Source organism: Allobosea sp. 05T422_2, from assembly GCF_056396265.1.
This window is the reverse complement of record NZ_JBFTLD010000172.1, coordinates 1-13,902: the sequence shown is the minus strand read 5'-3', so window position 1 is coordinate 13,902 and position 13,902 is coordinate 1. Positions and strand designations below refer to the sequence as shown.

General features: G+C 65.4%; 14 protein-coding genes and 2 pseudogenes. 9 read left to right on the top strand and 7 right to left on the bottom strand.

Features of this window, described 5'->3' with window-relative positions; genetic code table 11:
* The 4 genes from AC1DJT_RS24420 to hutI form a co-directional block, all read right to left on the bottom strand.
* Positions 1-145 (bottom strand): hypothetical protein (locus AC1DJT_RS24420; protein WP_476835043.1); only part of this gene is annotated, 145 nt, incomplete at its 3' end.
* A 62-nt stretch (positions 146-207) separates the two neighbouring features.
* On the bottom strand, positions 208-1,017 hold the full coding sequence (hutG, locus tag AC1DJT_RS24415; RefSeq protein WP_476835042.1) for an N-formylglutamate deformylase: 810 nt from the start codon (positions 1,015-1,017) through the stop codon (positions 208-210).
* The gene (gene hutH, locus AC1DJT_RS24410; protein WP_441506088.1) at positions 1,017-2,552 is read right to left on the bottom strand and encodes a histidine ammonia-lyase; all 1,536 of its coding nucleotides are present in this window, start codon (positions 2,550-2,552) and stop codon (positions 1,017-1,019) included. Before hutH ends, hutG begins: the two co-directional genes overlap by 1 nt.
* Positions 2,549-3,772, bottom strand: a complete 1,224-nt coding sequence (hutI, locus tag AC1DJT_RS24405) for an imidazolonepropionase (protein WP_476835041.1) — start codon at positions 3,770-3,772, stop codon at positions 2,549-2,551. The genes hutH and hutI overlap by 4 nt, the downstream gene beginning before the upstream one ends.
* 100 nt (positions 3,773-3,872) lie before the next feature.
* On the opposite strand from hutI, the gene AC1DJT_RS24400 reads away from it, so the two are divergent.
* Together AC1DJT_RS24400 and AC1DJT_RS24395 are read left to right on the top strand one after the other, a co-directional pair.
* Positions 3,873-5,240, top strand: a complete 1,368-nt coding sequence (locus AC1DJT_RS24400) for a formimidoylglutamate deiminase (protein ID WP_476835040.1) — start codon at positions 3,873-3,875, stop codon at positions 5,238-5,240.
* 17 nt (positions 5,241-5,257) lie between these two features.
* Positions 5,258-6,007, top strand: coding sequence for a UTRA domain-containing protein (locus AC1DJT_RS24395; RefSeq protein ID WP_441490049.1), 750 nt, complete (start codon positions 5,258-5,260; stop codon positions 6,005-6,007).
* 58 nt (positions 6,008-6,065) lie between these two features.
* Here AC1DJT_RS24395 and AC1DJT_RS24390 read toward each other — a convergent pair whose 3' ends face one another.
* Positions 6,066-6,329: a glycine zipper domain-containing protein gene (locus AC1DJT_RS24390; protein WP_069877583.1), complete on the bottom strand. Its 264-nt coding sequence runs from the start codon at positions 6,327-6,329 to the stop codon at positions 6,066-6,068.
* A 313-nt stretch (positions 6,330-6,642) separates the two neighbouring features.
* Here AC1DJT_RS24390 and AC1DJT_RS24385 point away from each other — a divergent pair, with 313 nt between their 5' ends.
* The 4 genes from AC1DJT_RS24385 (at position 6,643) to AC1DJT_RS24370 (ending at position 9,820) form a co-directional block, all read left to right on the top strand.
* Positions 6,643-7,014 (top strand): PRC-barrel domain-containing protein, encoded by a 372-nt coding sequence (locus tag AC1DJT_RS24385; RefSeq protein ID WP_441479701.1) that lies wholly within the window; start codon positions 6,643-6,645, stop codon positions 7,012-7,014.
* A gap of 233 nt (positions 7,015-7,247) precedes the next feature.
* Positions 7,248-8,141, top strand: a complete 894-nt coding sequence (locus tag AC1DJT_RS24380) for a transglutaminase-like domain-containing protein (RefSeq protein WP_441490048.1) — start codon at positions 7,248-7,250, stop codon at positions 8,139-8,141.
* Positions 8,142-8,189: 48 nt separating this feature from the next.
* Positions 8,190-9,101, top strand: a complete 912-nt coding sequence (locus tag AC1DJT_RS24375) for a diacylglycerol/lipid kinase family protein (RefSeq protein ID WP_441506091.1) — start codon at positions 8,190-8,192, stop codon at positions 9,099-9,101.
* A 41-nt stretch (positions 9,102-9,142) separates the two neighbouring features.
* Positions 9,143-9,820, top strand: a complete 678-nt coding sequence (locus tag AC1DJT_RS24370; RefSeq protein WP_441506092.1) for a phosphatase PAP2 family protein — start codon at positions 9,143-9,145, stop codon at positions 9,818-9,820.
* A 54-nt stretch (positions 9,821-9,874) separates the two neighbouring features.
* Here the strand turns inward: AC1DJT_RS24370 and AC1DJT_RS24365 are convergent.
* Positions 9,875-10,318: pseudogene (locus tag AC1DJT_RS24365) on the bottom strand (pyridoxamine 5'-phosphate oxidase family protein); the annotation flags it as partial.
* Between the two features lie 213 nt (positions 10,319-10,531).
* Here AC1DJT_RS24365 and AC1DJT_RS24360 point away from each other — a divergent pair.
* Complete coding sequence (locus AC1DJT_RS24360) at positions 10,532-10,684, top strand: hypothetical protein (RefSeq protein ID WP_441490044.1); 153 nt, start codon at positions 10,532-10,534, stop codon at positions 10,682-10,684.
* Between the two features lie 208 nt (positions 10,685-10,892).
* Complete coding sequence (locus AC1DJT_RS24355; RefSeq protein ID WP_441506093.1) at positions 10,893-12,338, top strand: aldehyde dehydrogenase family protein; 1,446 nt, start codon at positions 10,893-10,895, stop codon at positions 12,336-12,338.
* 56 nt (positions 12,339-12,394) lie between these two features.
* On the opposite strand, the gene AC1DJT_RS24350 is transcribed toward AC1DJT_RS24355, so the two are convergent.
* On the bottom strand, positions 12,395-13,408 hold the full coding sequence (locus AC1DJT_RS24350; RefSeq protein ID WP_476835039.1) for a zinc-binding alcohol dehydrogenase family protein: 1,014 nt from the start codon (positions 13,406-13,408) through the stop codon (positions 12,395-12,397).
* A 98-nt stretch (positions 13,409-13,506) separates the two neighbouring features.
* On the opposite strand from AC1DJT_RS24350, the pseudogene AC1DJT_RS24345 reads away from it, so the two are divergent.
* Positions 13,507-13,758 (top strand): annotated as a pseudogene (locus AC1DJT_RS24345) (winged helix-turn-helix transcriptional regulator); the annotation flags it as partial.
* Positions 13,759-13,902 lie beyond the last annotated feature (144 nt).

Sequence of the window (13,902 nt, the reverse complement as noted above, 5' to 3'; positions counted from 1 at the left end):
CCACGAGCTCGCCCGGCTTCTCGGCGACGTCGGGGTCGAGATTGTTCATCAGCATGCGCAGCGGCGCTTCGGTCAGCCAGCTCTTGGCGGAGAGCTCGCTGCCCCTGGGGCTGCGGATGACGCGGCTATTGTCGATGCGGGTCATGAATGGCTCCGTTCAAACCGTGATCGGGACATGCGGAATGCGTTGTTTCCGCCCGATCAGGGTCAGGGTTTCAGCTTTCTGGCCGCTTCGAGCGCGGCTTCGATGATGGCGGAGAGGGCGGTTTGCAGTTGGGCGGCCCTAGGCGTGTCGAAGCGCCAGGGCGGCGTCTCCTCGGTGAGATAGCCGCTCAGCGAGATTTCCATCTGGATCGCGTGCACATCCCGCGCCGGCTGGCCGTAATGCCGGGTGATCCAGCCGCCCTTGAAGCGGCCATTGCTGACATGGCTGAAGCCCGAGCCGGCAAGCGCTGCATCGGCCGCGTGCTGGACCGAAGGTGCGCAGCTCGCACCGGAATTGGTGCCGAGATTGAGCAGCGGCAGCGTGCCCGGGAACAGGCGTGGAATGACCGACTTGATGGAGTGGCAGTCCCAGAGCAGACAGAAACCATGCGCGGCCTTGGCCCGTTCGATCTCGGCTGCGAGTGCGTCGTGATAGGGCTGGAAATAGGCGGCGCGACGGCGCGCGATCTCGGCCTCGTCGGGCGCCTTTGCCCAGATCGGCTCGCCGTCGAAGGTCGTGGTCGGCACGAGTTCCGTCGTCGCCTGTCCGGGGTAGAGCGATACGCCGGACGGATCGCGGTTGAGGTCGATGACATAGCGCGACAGCCCGGCCTCGACGATCGTCGGTGCGAAGCGCTCGGCAAACGCATAGAGCTGGCGCATATGCCAGTCGGTGTCGGGCACGGAACGACCCGTCTCGTTCAGCGCCACCTTCACCTCCTCCGRCAAGCCAGTGCCGGGATGCGGCATCGACAGGACCAGCGGACCGGCGCCTTGCGTGACGTTGACGATCTCGGAAGGGTTCATGCTCATCACGCCGAGAACTCCGCGAAGCTGTCGAGCCCGGCGGCATCGCTGATCGCGCCGCTGAGCACCAGCTCTGTCGCCGCCGCAAGGTCGGGGGCAAGGTAGCGGTCCGCGTCGAGCGGCGCGATACGCTGCCGGACCAGGGCCAGAACCGGCTCCAGCCGCGGGCTCGTCTTCATCGGGCGATGATGCTCGATCGCTTCCGCCGCGGCCATCAGCTCGACGCCGATGATGCTGGCCGTGTTCCGGGCCATGTCGAGCAGGCGATAGGCGCCATGCGTCGCCATCGAGACATGGTCTTCCTGATTGGCAGAGGTCGGGATCGTGTCGACCGAGGCGGGATAGGCCTTCTGCTTGTTCTCCGATGCCAGCGCGGCTGCCGTGACCTGCGCAATCATGAAGCCGGAGTTCAGCCCGGCATCGCGGGCCAGGAAGGGAGGCAGGCCGCTCATCACGGGGTCAACCAGCAGCGCCATGCGCCGCTCGGACAGGTTGCCGATCTCGCACAGCCCCATGGCGAGGATGTCGGCGGCGAAGGCGACGGGCTCCGCGTGGAAGTTGCCGCCCGAGACGATTTCGCCCGGCCCCAGCACCAGCGGGTTGTCGGTGACCGCGTTGGCCTCGATCGCAAGCGTTGCGGCGGCATTGGCGAGGAGGTCGCGCACGGCCCCCATCACCTGCGGCTGGCAGCGCAGGGAGTAAGGATCCTGGACCTTGGTATCGCCGAAGCGATGGCTGTCGCGGATTTCGCTCTTCGCGATCAGCGCGAGCAATGTTTGCGCGACCCGGATCTGGCCGGGCTGGCCGCGCAGCGCCTGGATGCGAGGGTCGAACGGCGTGTCGGAGCCCTTCAGCGCATCCACGGAGAGTGCGCCAGTGACCAGCGCCGCATCGAAGACGCGGGCGATGTCGCTGAGCGCCGTCAGCGCGATCGCGGTCGAGACCTGCGTGCCGTTGATCAGCGCAAGACCCTCCTTGGCCCCAAGTTCGAGCGGCTTCTGGCCGATCCGGGCCAGGGCATCCCCTGCGGGAAGCGTCTCGCCCTTCAGCCTGATCTCGCCGACGCCCATCAGCGCCGCGGTGAGATGGGCAAGCGGCGCAAGATCGCCGGACGCGCCGACCGAGCCCTTGGCGGGAACGACCGGAAGCGCCTCGGAGGCGAGCGCGCCGACCAGCGCCTCGACCACGACGGGGCGTACGCCGGAGGCCCCGCGCGCCAGGCTCGCGGCCTTCATGGCGAGGATCAGGCGCACGATCCGGTCCGGCAGGGCAGGGCCAGTGCCGACGGCATGGGAGAGGATCAGGTTGCGCTGCAGGGTTGCCAGGTCGGCATCGGCGATGCGCACGCTGGCGAGCTTGCCGAAGCCGGTATTGACGCCATAGGTCACGGTTCCGGCGGCGACGATATCGTCGACGATCGCTTGGGCGGAGGCGATCGCTGCCCCGCTTGCGCCATCCAGCTTGGCTGCGGTGCCGTCAATCACGGCGCGCCATTGCTTCAGGGCGGCCTCGCCCGGCTTCAGGGAGAATGTTGCGGTCATTGGCCGTTCCAGATGCGGGAGTGAAGCGGGTTGAAGCCGATGCGGTAGGCGAGTTCGGCGGGGCGCTCGATCTCCCAGATGGCGAGGTCGCAGCGCTTGCCGGCCTCGAGCGTGCCGATCTMGTCCTGCAGGCCGAGCGCCTTGGCGGCATGGCGCGTCAGCCCGGCCAGCGCCTCTTCGGGTGTCAGCCGGAAGAGCGTGCAGGCCATGTTGAGGACCAGCAGCGGCGAGGTCAGCGGCGAGGATCCGGGATTGGCGTCGGTCGCGAGCGCAATTGCAACGCCATGCTTGCGGAGCAGGTCGATCGGCGGCTTCTGCGTCTCGCGCAGGAAGTAGAAGGCGCCCGGCAGGATGACGGCGACCGTTCCGGACCGGGCCATGGCGATCACGCCCGCCTCGTCGAGATATTCGAGATGGTCGGCCGAGAGTGCGCCATGTTCGGCCGCGAGTGCGGCGCCGCCGAGATTGGAAAGCTGTTCGGCATGGATCTTGACCGGCAGCCCCTTGGCCCTGGCTGCGGTAAATACCCTGGCCGTTTCCTCGGGCGAGAAGGCAATGCCCTCGCAGAACACGTCGACTGCGTCGGCAAGATCCTGCGCGGTCACGGCGTCGAGCATCGGCCCGGTGATCTGGTCGACATAGTCGCCGGAGCGGCCGGTGAACTCCGGCGGAACGGCATGGGCGGCAAGGAAAGTGGTGCGGACGGTGACAGGCCGTTCGCGACCGAGCTGCCGTGCGACCGCAAGCTGCTTCAGCTCGGCCTGCTGTTCGAGCCCGTAGCCCGACTTGATTTCGACGGTCGTGACGCCTTCAGCGATCAAGGCGCCCAGGCGCCGGTCGGCGCTGGCGAAGAGCTCGGCCTCGCTGGCAGCGCGCGTGGCCTTGACGGTGGAGAGGATGCCGCCGCCGGCGCGTGCGATTTCCTCATAGCTCGCGCCCTGCAGCCTGAGCTCGAACTCATGTGCCCGATCTCCGCCATAGACGAGATGGGTATGGCAATCGATCAGGCCCGGTGTGATCCAGCGTCCGCCGCAGTCGACGGTTTCGCGCGCGTCCAGGGTTGGTGCCTCGCTGCGCGGGCCGGCAAAGACGATGCGGCCGTCGCGGGCCGCTACGACCCCGTCTTCGACTGCGCCATAGGGCTGGCCGGCGCCGGGCGCCATGGTCGCGAGGCGGGCATTCACCCAGATCCTGTCGCAGTGGGAAGGTTCCGCGGCCATCCGCATCCTCTCGACTTCGTTTGCGATCCGACTATGCTAGACAATTGCATATGCAATTAGCAAGTGTCATTTGCATATGCAAATCGAGCGAGGAGCCAGCGTGACACAATACCCGACCCTGCATCTCGCCCAGGCACTCTTGCCGGAGGGCTTTGCCGACAACGTGACGCTCACGATCGCGGAGGGGACAATCACCTCCATGAGCGTGGGAGAGGTTGCTCCGGCCGGTGCCCTGCACCTGGCCGGGCTGACGCTGCCTGGCATGCCGAACCTCCACAGCCATCTGTTCCAGCGCGGCATGGCGGGCCTGTCTGAGCGGCGGGGCGCCACGGCGGATTCGTTCTGGACCTGGCGCGAGGTGATGTATCGCTTCCTCGACCGGCTTGATCCCGACGACGTCCAGGCGATCGCGGCGCAGGCAATGGTCGAAATGCTGGAGGGCGGCTTCACCGCGCTCGCCGAGTTCCACTATCTGCACCATGACAAGGACGGCCAGCCGCATGCCGATATCGCGGCGATGGCGCTGGCGGTTGCGGCAGCAGCCGAGGAAACCGGCATCGGCCTGACCCTGCTGCCGGTGCTCTRTCGTTTCGGCAATTTCGGCGGCGCGGCCCCGAGCCATGGCCAGCGTCGCTTCATCAATAATCGCGACAGTTTTGCCCGGCTCATGGAGGCGAGCGCTGTCGCGATCGGCGCTCTGCCGGATTCGCGGCTCGGCGTCGCGCCGCATTCGCTGCGCGCCGTCTCGCCTGAGGATCTGCAGTGGCTGCTTGGCCTGGCGCCTGATGGACCGATCCACATCCATGTCGCCGAACAGATGCGCGAGATCGAGGACAGCCTGAAGATCACTGGGCGTCGCCCGGTCGAGTTCCTGACGGACAGCATTGCGTTGGACAGGCGCTGGTGCCTGATCCACGCCACCCATCTGACGGATGCGGAGCGCGACACCATCGCGCGCAGCGGCGCTGTCGCGGGACTGTGCCCGATCACCGAGTCTAGCCTGGGCGATGGCATCTTCGATGGCGTGCGCTACGTGGCCGCTGGCGGGGCCTTCGGTGTCGGCAGCGATTCCAACATCCAGATCGATGCCGGCGCCGAGCTGCGCCAACTCGAATACTCCCAGCGCCTGCGCGATCGCGGGCGTGCCTTGCTGGCGGATGCCGACGCCTCCACGGGACATGCACTCTGGGCAAAGGCCTGTGTCGGCGGCGCGCAGGCCTGCGGCCGTGCCATTGGAAGCCTTGCGGTCGGCCAGCGCGCCGATCTCGTCTCGCTCGATCCCGATCATCCTGCCTTGGTCGGAAAGCGTGGCGAGGCGGTGCTCGACAGCGCGATTTTCGCTGCCAACGCCTTACCCTTGCGCGATGTCCTGGTTGGCGGGCGGCAGGTTGTCAGCGAAGGTCGCCATGTCGCACGCGCCGCTGTCGCGAGCCGATTCGCCGCGACGATGCGTCGGCTGCTTGCCTGAGTCCTTGAAGGGTCGTCATGTCGGATAACGGGATCGAGGCTGTAAAGCTGGATGGCACGGGCCCGGTCTATGACCAGATCCGCCGTGCCATCCGGGATCTCGTCCTGAATGGGGCCTGGCCTCCGGGAACGGCGGTGCCGCCGGAGCACGCTCTGATGGAGCGGCTCGGCGCGTCGCGCATGACGGTACATCGCGCCTTGGTGCAGCTGGCGCGCGAAGGGTTGATCACGCGGCGCCGGCGGTCCGGCACCATCGTGGCGAACCCGCCGGCAAGCCATGCCATGCTCGACATCCTGTCGATACCCGACGAGGTAAGGCAGCTCGGGCAGGACTATTCCTTCGAGATTCTGTCGCGGCGGGACGCACGGCCTTCGCCTGAAGTCGCTGCGCGCTTCGAACTGAAGCGCTCGGAACAGGTGGCCCATCTCGTGACCCTGCATCGCAGCGGCGGGCAGCCGCATGTGCTGGAGGAGCGGGTGATTCATCTCGCGACCGTGCCCGCAGCCGCGGCCGAACGATTCGAGACGACGCCTCCCGGCGACTGGTTGCTGCAACACAGTCTCTGGTCGCAGGCCGAGCACGCGATCAGCGCGGTGGCGGCGGGCGAACGGGAGTCGGGGTTGCTGGAGATCGAGCAGGGCGAGCCATGCCTGCTCGTCGAGCGCCGCACCTGGAATCAGAACCAGCCGGTGACGGCCGTTCGCCTGCTCTATCCTGGCGGGCGCCACCGCTTCATTGGTCGCTTCGGCCCATACGGTGCGGTCTGAGCGGCGCATGAAAAAGGCCCGCGAATGCGGGCCTTTCCATCTTCAGCTGCTGAACGGTTCAGCAGGCATAGCGAACGCGGCGACCCCATTCGTCGCGACCGTAGCAGACACGGTCAGGTGTAGTGGCCGAGCCGATGATGGCGCCGCCAGCACCGCCGATTGCAGCGCCCGCGAGCGCGCCACCAGCGCGGCCGGTGGCGAGGCCACCAATCAGTGCACCCGTGCCAGCGCCGATCAGGGCGCCCGTTCCGGTATTCTGCTCGCGCTGCGTGCAGGCACCGAGCGAGGCCGCGACCGCGACGAGGATGAGAAGCTTCTTCATTGTCTTGACTCCCAGGATGCAATCGACAGGCCTAATGCACAGTCCGAACCGCTCCATTCGATATGGAAACGCACCCGAAAGGATCGAGACACGATCCGTAACGGGCGACGCAACCAACATCGCGCGACATAGCAACCATGACAAAGGATTAATGTTCCATTTATGGCTTCGCCATGTGGAGCGGAGATACCCAGGGTTGTCTTCCACAGGGAGTGGAGTGGTTCGGCTTTTGCCCGGAACCTTCCGGATTCCCCGGCGTTGATCCGGCAGACTGCGGTGCGAGCCACCGCGTAGCCGTTCAATGGAGGCTCCAATGACCGCAACTGCCACCACGGGGAACCCGCTCATTGCCGGTGCACGTGTCGCCGGAACCAGCGTCTACAATGCGTCGGGCGATCATCTCGGCGAGATCTATGACGTGATGCTCGACAAGCAGACCGGCAAGGTCGCCTACGCCATCATGTCCTTCGGCGGCTTTCTCGGCTTGGGTGAAAAATACCATCCCATCCCCTGGAGTGTGCTCGACTACGACACCAATCGCGGTGGCTATGTCGTGCCTCTTACCAAGGAGAAGCTCGAGGCGGCGCCGATGTATGACAGCGAAGGCGAGCCCGACTGGGACGACAGAAATTACGGCAAGCGCGTGCATGATTACTACGGCACGATGCCCTACTGGATGATGTAGGCACCGCCGGCTGCAGGTCGCGGCGGTTGCTATCCCCCCAGCCGAACCGTCGTGACGGCGGGATGCGGGCCGAAAGGCCCGCATCTTCCGTTTGGAGGCCCGACTCCTTCCCTTTTTCGGGAACCAATTCGCTGATCGCGCGTCATCCTGACAGCGCCTTTCCGTCATCGCCGGCACGTGTGGGACTGCCCGCCGGCCTGTTGAGACGGCCCAGTTCCTGCCAGGAGCCCCTCATGCAGATCCGTTACGGCTATCGCATCGAACTCGTCTCTCAGCAGGAATTGCCGCTGTTGACGATGCTCGATGTGCATCCTTCCCGTCAGCACGATGTCATCCGCCAAGACGATATGACCGCGGTCTCCCTGGTCGATCCACGTCGCCATGTTCCAGTCGAGCGCTATCGCGACCCGTTCGGCAATATCTGCCGCCGGCTTGTCGCCCCAGCGGGCGGGATCCGGCTGAGTTCAGCGGGACTTCTCCATGATTCCGGCGAGCCCGATCCTTTCAATCCGGCGGCGCGGCAAGCGCAACCGTCCGAGCTGCCCGACGAGGTGCTGATCTATCTGCTCGGCAGCCGGTACTGCGAAACCGACAAGCTCGGGGATCGCGCCTGGCAGCTCTTCGGCCAGATCCCTCCGGGCTGGCAGCGTGTCCAGGCCGTCGTCGATTTCGTCCATAATCACCTGACCTTCGGCTATGCCTATGCGCGCAACACGCGCACTGCGGCGGAGGCCTTCGAGGAACGGATCGGCGTCTGCCGCGACTTCGCCCACCTTGCCGTGACCCTCTGCCGCTGCCTCAATATCCCGGCCCGCTATTGCAACGGCTATCTCGGCGATATCGGCGTGCCGAAGGACCCGGCCCCAATGGATTTCAACGCCTGGTTCGAGGTCTTTCTCAGTGGTCGCTGGTACACCTTCGATGCGCGTCACAATGCCCGCCGCATCGGCCGGATCGTGATCGCCCGGGGGCGTGACGCGACCGACGTCGCGATGCTCAATTCCTTCGGAGCCCATTCGCTTCAGCATTTCGAAGTCACGACCGAAGAGGTCGAAGACGCGGCAACTGCCATGATTGTGACGAAAGACCGTGTTGAGTGGCGCGCGGAGCGGGCCGCTGCATTGTGAAATGCCTTGGCCTGGGCTCCGGCATGGATGGGATGATATCAGGGCGTCATGCGCCATATCGTGATCGTCAATGCGCGGGCGGGAACCGTGCTGGCCGCAGGGCCCGAGGCCTTCGCGGCCAGGATCGAGGCCGCGTTCCATGCTCATGATTGCAAGGCGGAGGTCCGGCTCGTGCCGCCGCGCGAGTTGCATCATGCGCTTTCGACGGCGATCGCCGATGCTGCGGCAACCCCCGTCATTGCCGGTGGCGACGGCACGATCAACGGCGTGCTGCCGGTCCTGCTGCAGGCCGGACGGCCAGTAGGGGTTCTCCCGCTCGGGACGGTGAATATCCTTGGGCGGGATCTCGGCCTCATCGGGACGCTGGAGGGCCAGATCGAGGCGCTCTGCACGGGCGTGCCGGTGACGATGGACATCGGCCGCGTCAACGACCGGCTGTTCCACTCGATCTCGGGAATGGGCTTCTTCAGCCTGATGGCGCGCGAGCGTGAATATGCGCGCAGGCGCTTCCCCTTCAGCCGCGCGGTCGCCTTTGCGGTCGCTGCGACGCGCTCCATCCTGTTCACCCGGGCGATCACCGTGGACATCCGGATCGGCCAGGAGCGCCGCCAGGTCGAGGCCGATGCCGTTCTTGTCACCATCAATAGTTTCGATGGGCCCGAATGGCGTCGCAGCAAGCTCGATGGCGGCGTCTTCGAGGTTCATATCCTCAATGCGGGCGGCCTTCTCTCTCGCACCAAGGCAGCGCTGTCGGTCGCATCCGGGCACTGGCGCTCGTCCCAGAACCTGACCTCCTATACCGGTGACGAAGTCACGCTGACGCGTCGCGACAAGAAGCGCGGTCACATCACCTTTGACGGCGAGGTCGAGCGCAAGGCCGGCGAGCTCCGCTATCGCCTCCTGCCAAAGGCGGTGCGCATCATCGCTTGCCGGGTGCCCCCGGGTCGGGCGCACGGCTAGAGACACGTTCCTCCGGTCGATTGCCATCATTCAGGATTTCGATGCCGCTTCATCCCCGCATTCTTGTCCCTCTGGCGGCCGCCTTCGCCTTTCTCAGCCTGGCGCTGTTCATCATGTCCGGCCGCACCTTCGCCTTCGATACCGGCCTCATCCTGCTGTTCCGGCAAGCTGGGGATCCGGCCACGCCGATCGGGCCGCAATGGTTGCCCGAGATGATGCGGGACATCAGCGGGCTCGGCAGTTTCGTCGGGCTTGGTTTCATGACCCTCGCCGCGACGCTCGCTCTCTGGCTTGCCGGCTATCGACGCCTTGCCGTCGCACTCGTCGTCAATGTCGTGCTGGCAACGCTGGTCAGCACGCTTCTGAAGATCGGGATCGGCCGGGCGCGCCCCGATGTCGTCGAGCCGAGTGCAATCGTCTTCACTGCGAGCTTTCCGAGCGGTCATGCCTTTCTATCGGCGGTTGTTCTGCTCGGCATCGCCGGTTTGATCGGACTGGCGTCCCGGCATCGGGATATCACACGGCTCAGCATCGGGCTGGCCTGGGTCCTGATGCTGCTGATTGGCGTGAGCCGGATCTATCTGGGCGTCCATTGGCCAAGCGACGTGCTGGCCGGCTGGTGCCTCGGCATCGCGTGGTCGAGTCTTTCGCTCGCCCTTGCCGGACAGGGCATGGCAAGGGCGGAGCCCGCCAGTGCTCGCACCCCTTCCGCCGGCTGATCCGCCGGTTGAGCGCATATCGATCGTGGTGTTGACGCCGAGATCCGGCGCCCGCCCGAGGATCTTGGCCGTGGCAAGCTTGAAGGCGATCACGACGGCACTCGATGGACCGTCCCAGATCTCGGCCGAGACCGGCGTCAGGGCCAGCAAGGTCACATCCGGATCGTCGGGGCCGTTCGGGAACCAGGCTCCAACCAACGGGCTCCAGATTCTCCTGAGCAGGTGGTTGTCATCAAGCCRTTCGGCTCGGCATTCGATCGTCGCATAGAAATTGTGGTTCTCGTCGCTCAGGGCGATCGAGGCGGTTTGCGAGGCATCGAGCTCTTCGACCGGCCCGGTATGGCTGTGCGTGACGAACAGGATGCGGTGTTCTTCACGATCGACATGCCCCGACATGGGCCGGGTCCTGATCCGACCGCGGACGATGGTCGACACCATGCAGATCGTGTGATCGGTGAGGGCGGTCCAAATTCGTTGCTGGAGCGGTGTCTCGACCATTGTCGCCTCTCCTTCCATGCACGCCGCCGTCCTCGTCATTGGGGGAACGCGCCTTTGAGGCGTCCGTTCCTCAGTGCCGGGGCTCCGGGAACTCTTCACGCCTTTCAGCCGCAAGGCAATGCCGATCACGGAATGATGAGGTGGAACCGCAGGCGCTCGCGAAACGTTGACCGGCTGCCGCCCCGTCGCTGTGTCTGGACCACAGGATCGCTGATGTTCACCTCCCGCAATACGCTTCTGCTGCTCGTCGCCATTCTGGTCGCTGGCCTCGCCGTGACCGGCTATGCCCTCTACGAGGAGAAGAAGCAGCCGGATGGTGTCCAGATCTCGGTCGGAAAGAACGGGCTGTCGATCAAGGAGAAGTGAGCCCTCCCCCGCCGCGATCGGGCTGCCCGGCCCTCTCGCCCCGGCCCCCTCGCACCGGCCTCGGCGCGTCGATCGTCTCGACAGAAACTCTCTGCATACTGTATGCGGATTGACGCGCCGGTGAGCCATGACCGGGACGAATGGCGTTCGCCTGACAAAGGCGTTAACACCGGCTCCGAGAATTCTTCCGACTGGTCGAGAGGCTGCGATGACTGAGATTTTCAAGAACCTGATCGCCGGTGAACGGGTGGGCGGCTCGAACGCCTCGCGCAACATCAACCCCTCCAACACCAATGACGTTGTCGGCGAATATGCCCAGGGTTCGGTCGAGGACCTGAACAACGCCGTCGCGGCTGCCAAGGCTGCGTTTCCGGCCTGGAGCCGCACGACCCCGCAGGAGCGCTACGAGATCCTGAAGAAGGCGTCCGACGAGATCCTCGCTCGCAAGGAGGAGCTTGGCCGCCTGCTTTCGCGGGAAGAGGGCAAGACGCTGCCGGAAGGCATTGGCGAGGCGACCCGTGCCGGCCAGATCTTCGCTTTCTTCGCCGGCGAATGCCTGCGCCTTGCCGGTGAGGCGATCCCTTCCATTCGCCCGGGCGTCGGCGTCGAGGTCACGCGCGAGCCGGTCGGCATCATCGGCATGATCACGCCCTGGAACTTCCCGATCGCAATCCCGGGCTGGAAGATCGCCCCTGCGCTCGCCTATGGAAACTGCGTCGTGATCAAGCCGGCCGATCTCGTTCCGGGCTCGGCCTGGGCGCTGGTCGACATCATCCAGCGCGCCGGCCTGCCCAAGGGCGTGCTGAACCTCGTCATGGGGCGCGGTTCGGTGGTCGGGCAGGCGCTGCTCGAGCACAAGGATGTGCATGCGATCAGCTTCACCGGCTCGGTCTCGACCGGCCGCAAGGTTGCGGCGGCCTGCATCGCCTCCAACCCGATGAAGAAGGTTCAGCTCGAGATGGGCGGCAAGAACCCGCTCGTGGTGCTGGACGATGCCGATCTCACGCTCGCGGTCGAGACCGCGGTCAACGGCGCCTTCTTCTCGACCGGCCAGCGTTGCACGGCTTCCTCGCGCTTGATCGTCACCGAAGGCATCCATGATCGCTTCGTCGAGGCTGCGATCGAGCGCATGAAGGGCCTCGTCGTCGACGATGCCCTGAAGGCCGGCACCCATATCGGCCCGGTCGTCGATCAGAGCCAGCTCGACCAGGACCTGAAATACGTCGCCATCGCCAAGGACGAGGGTGCCAAGCTCGCCTGGGGCGGCGAAGTGCTTAAGCGCGAGAGCCCCGGCTTCTACATGCAGCCGGCTCTGTTCACCGAGGCGAGCAATGCCATGCGCATCTCCCGTGAAGAGGTTTTTGGTCCGGTTGCGAGCGTGATCCGCGCCAAGAACTATGATGAGGCGCTGGCAATCGCCAATGACACCGAGTTCGGCCTTGCCGCCGGCATCTGCACGACCTCGCTGAAGCACGCGACGCATTTCAAGCGCAACAGTGAGGCCGGCATGGTGATGGTCAACCTGCCGACCGCCGGCGTCGACTATCACGTGCCGTTCGGCGGACGTAAGGGCTCGAGCTACGGCCCGCGCGAGCAGGGCGCCTATGCCCGGGAATTCTACACCACGGTGAAGACGGCCTACACGCTCGCCTGATCGCCMTTGATGTCCGACAGAAGGGCCGCGCCGGCAAGGCGCGGCCCTTCTTCGTTTCAGAAACCTTCCAGCACGATCTTGCCCTTGGCGCGATGGCTCTCGATCAGGGTATGCGCCCGCTTCAGATTGGCGGCGTTGATCGTCCCGAAACTCTCGCTCAGCGTGGYCCGGACCTTGCCGGCATCGACAAGCCGCGAGACTTCCGCCAGCAGATCGCCCTGTGCCTGCATGTCCGCCGTCTGGTACAGTGAGCGCGCGAACATCATCTCCCAGTGCAGCGACAGGCTCTTGCTCTTGAGCGGCATGGCATCGAGTGCCTTTGGATCGTCGATCAGTGCGATCCGCCCCTGCGGTGCGATCAGTTCGAGGATCGCCGGCATATGCGTGTCGGTATGGGTCGTCGAGAAGACCAGCCCCGGCGCGCCGATCCCCAGTGCCGTGACCTGCGCGGCGAGCGGTTGTGTATGGTCGACGACGTGATGGGCCCCGAGTTCCAGCGCCCAGGCCTGCGTCTCCGCGCGCGAGGCGGTGGCGATCACCGTCAGATCGGTCAGCTGACGCGCGAGCTGGATCGCAATCGAGCCGACACCGCCGGCTCCGCCGATGATCAGGATCGCCTTGGCCGCGCCGGGCACCGGATCCTTGACCTTGAGCCGGTCGAACAGGGTCTCCCAGGCGGTGATCGCGGTCAGCGGCAGCGCAGCGGCCTCGGCGAAGCCGAGTGTGGTGGGCTTGGGCCCGACGATGCGCTCATCGACGAGATGGAACTCGGCATTGCTGCCGGGGCGATCGATCGCCCCGGCATAGAACACCGCATCGCCCGGTTTGAAGCCCGTCACCTCGGGCCCCACCGCCTTGACGATGCCGGCAGCGTCCCAGCCGAGGACCTTGGTATCGCCAGGCTTCGGCTCACTGCGCATACGCACCTTGGTGTCGACCGGGTTCACCGAGACGGCTTTCACCGCAACGAGAAGGTCTCGTCCGGTTGCCACAGGTTCGGGCAGATCGAGATCGAGCAAGGCCTCGGCCGATGAAATGGCGAGGGATTTACGATAGCCGATGGCGCGCATGGCGGGCTCCTTGATTGCGGGAGCTCTGAGATGAGAGATACACTCGTTCATCGCAAGAACGCACAATTTTCGCATATAGTATCGAAAAGGATACCGTCATGCGCCGGGCGCGCCACAAGACCCTGAACTGCCTGCCGGGCTGTCCGGTCGAGAGTACGCTCGCCCTGATCGACGGCAAGTGGAAGGGCATCATCCTCTATTTCCTGATGGACGGGACGATGCGCTTCAACGCGATCCGCAAGCGCATGCCGCAGGTGACCCAGCGCATGCTCACCAATCAGCTGCGCGAGCTGGAGGCCGATGGCCTGATCATTCGCGTCGTCTATCCCGAAGTGCCGCCTCGGGTGGAGGCTGTGTGAAAAGAGCCGAGTCGGCTAGGATTCCTGGAGGTGATGCTCCKGGAGCTTAGATGAAGCGCTTCGTTGAGAGTGAAGACCGTCGGCAGGGTGTCCTGCTTCCCGAGTATCTTGACGACTCCCGAGTATCTTGACGAC

Coding starts and splice junctions, on each gene's coding strand:
- hutH (WP_441506088.1), bottom strand. CDS start 2,552: ATGACCGCAACATTCTCCCTGAAGCCGGGCGAGGCCGCCCTGAAGCAA.
- AC1DJT_RS24395 (WP_441490049.1), top strand. CDS start 5,258: ATGTCGGATAACGGGATCGAGGCTGTAAAGCTGGATGGCACGGGCCCG.
- AC1DJT_RS24390 (WP_069877583.1), bottom strand. CDS start 6,329: ATGAAGAAGCTTCTCATCCTCGTCGCGGTCGCGGCCTCGCTCGGTGCC.
- AC1DJT_RS24385 (WP_441479701.1), top strand. CDS start 6,643: ATGACCGCAACTGCCACCACGGGGAACCCGCTCATTGCCGGTGCACGT.
- AC1DJT_RS24380 (WP_441490048.1), top strand. CDS start 7,248: ATGCAGATCCGTTACGGCTATCGCATCGAACTCGTCTCTCAGCAGGAA.
- AC1DJT_RS24375 (WP_441506091.1), top strand. CDS start 8,190: ATGCGCCATATCGTGATCGTCAATGCGCGGGCGGGAACCGTGCTGGCC.
- AC1DJT_RS24370 (WP_441506092.1), top strand. CDS start 9,143: ATGCCGCTTCATCCCCGCATTCTTGTCCCTCTGGCGGCCGCCTTCGCC.
- AC1DJT_RS24360 (WP_441490044.1), top strand. CDS start 10,532: ATGTTCACCTCCCGCAATACGCTTCTGCTGCTCGTCGCCATTCTGGTC.
- AC1DJT_RS24355 (WP_441506093.1), top strand. CDS start 10,893: ATGACTGAGATTTTCAAGAACCTGATCGCCGGTGAACGGGTGGGCGGC.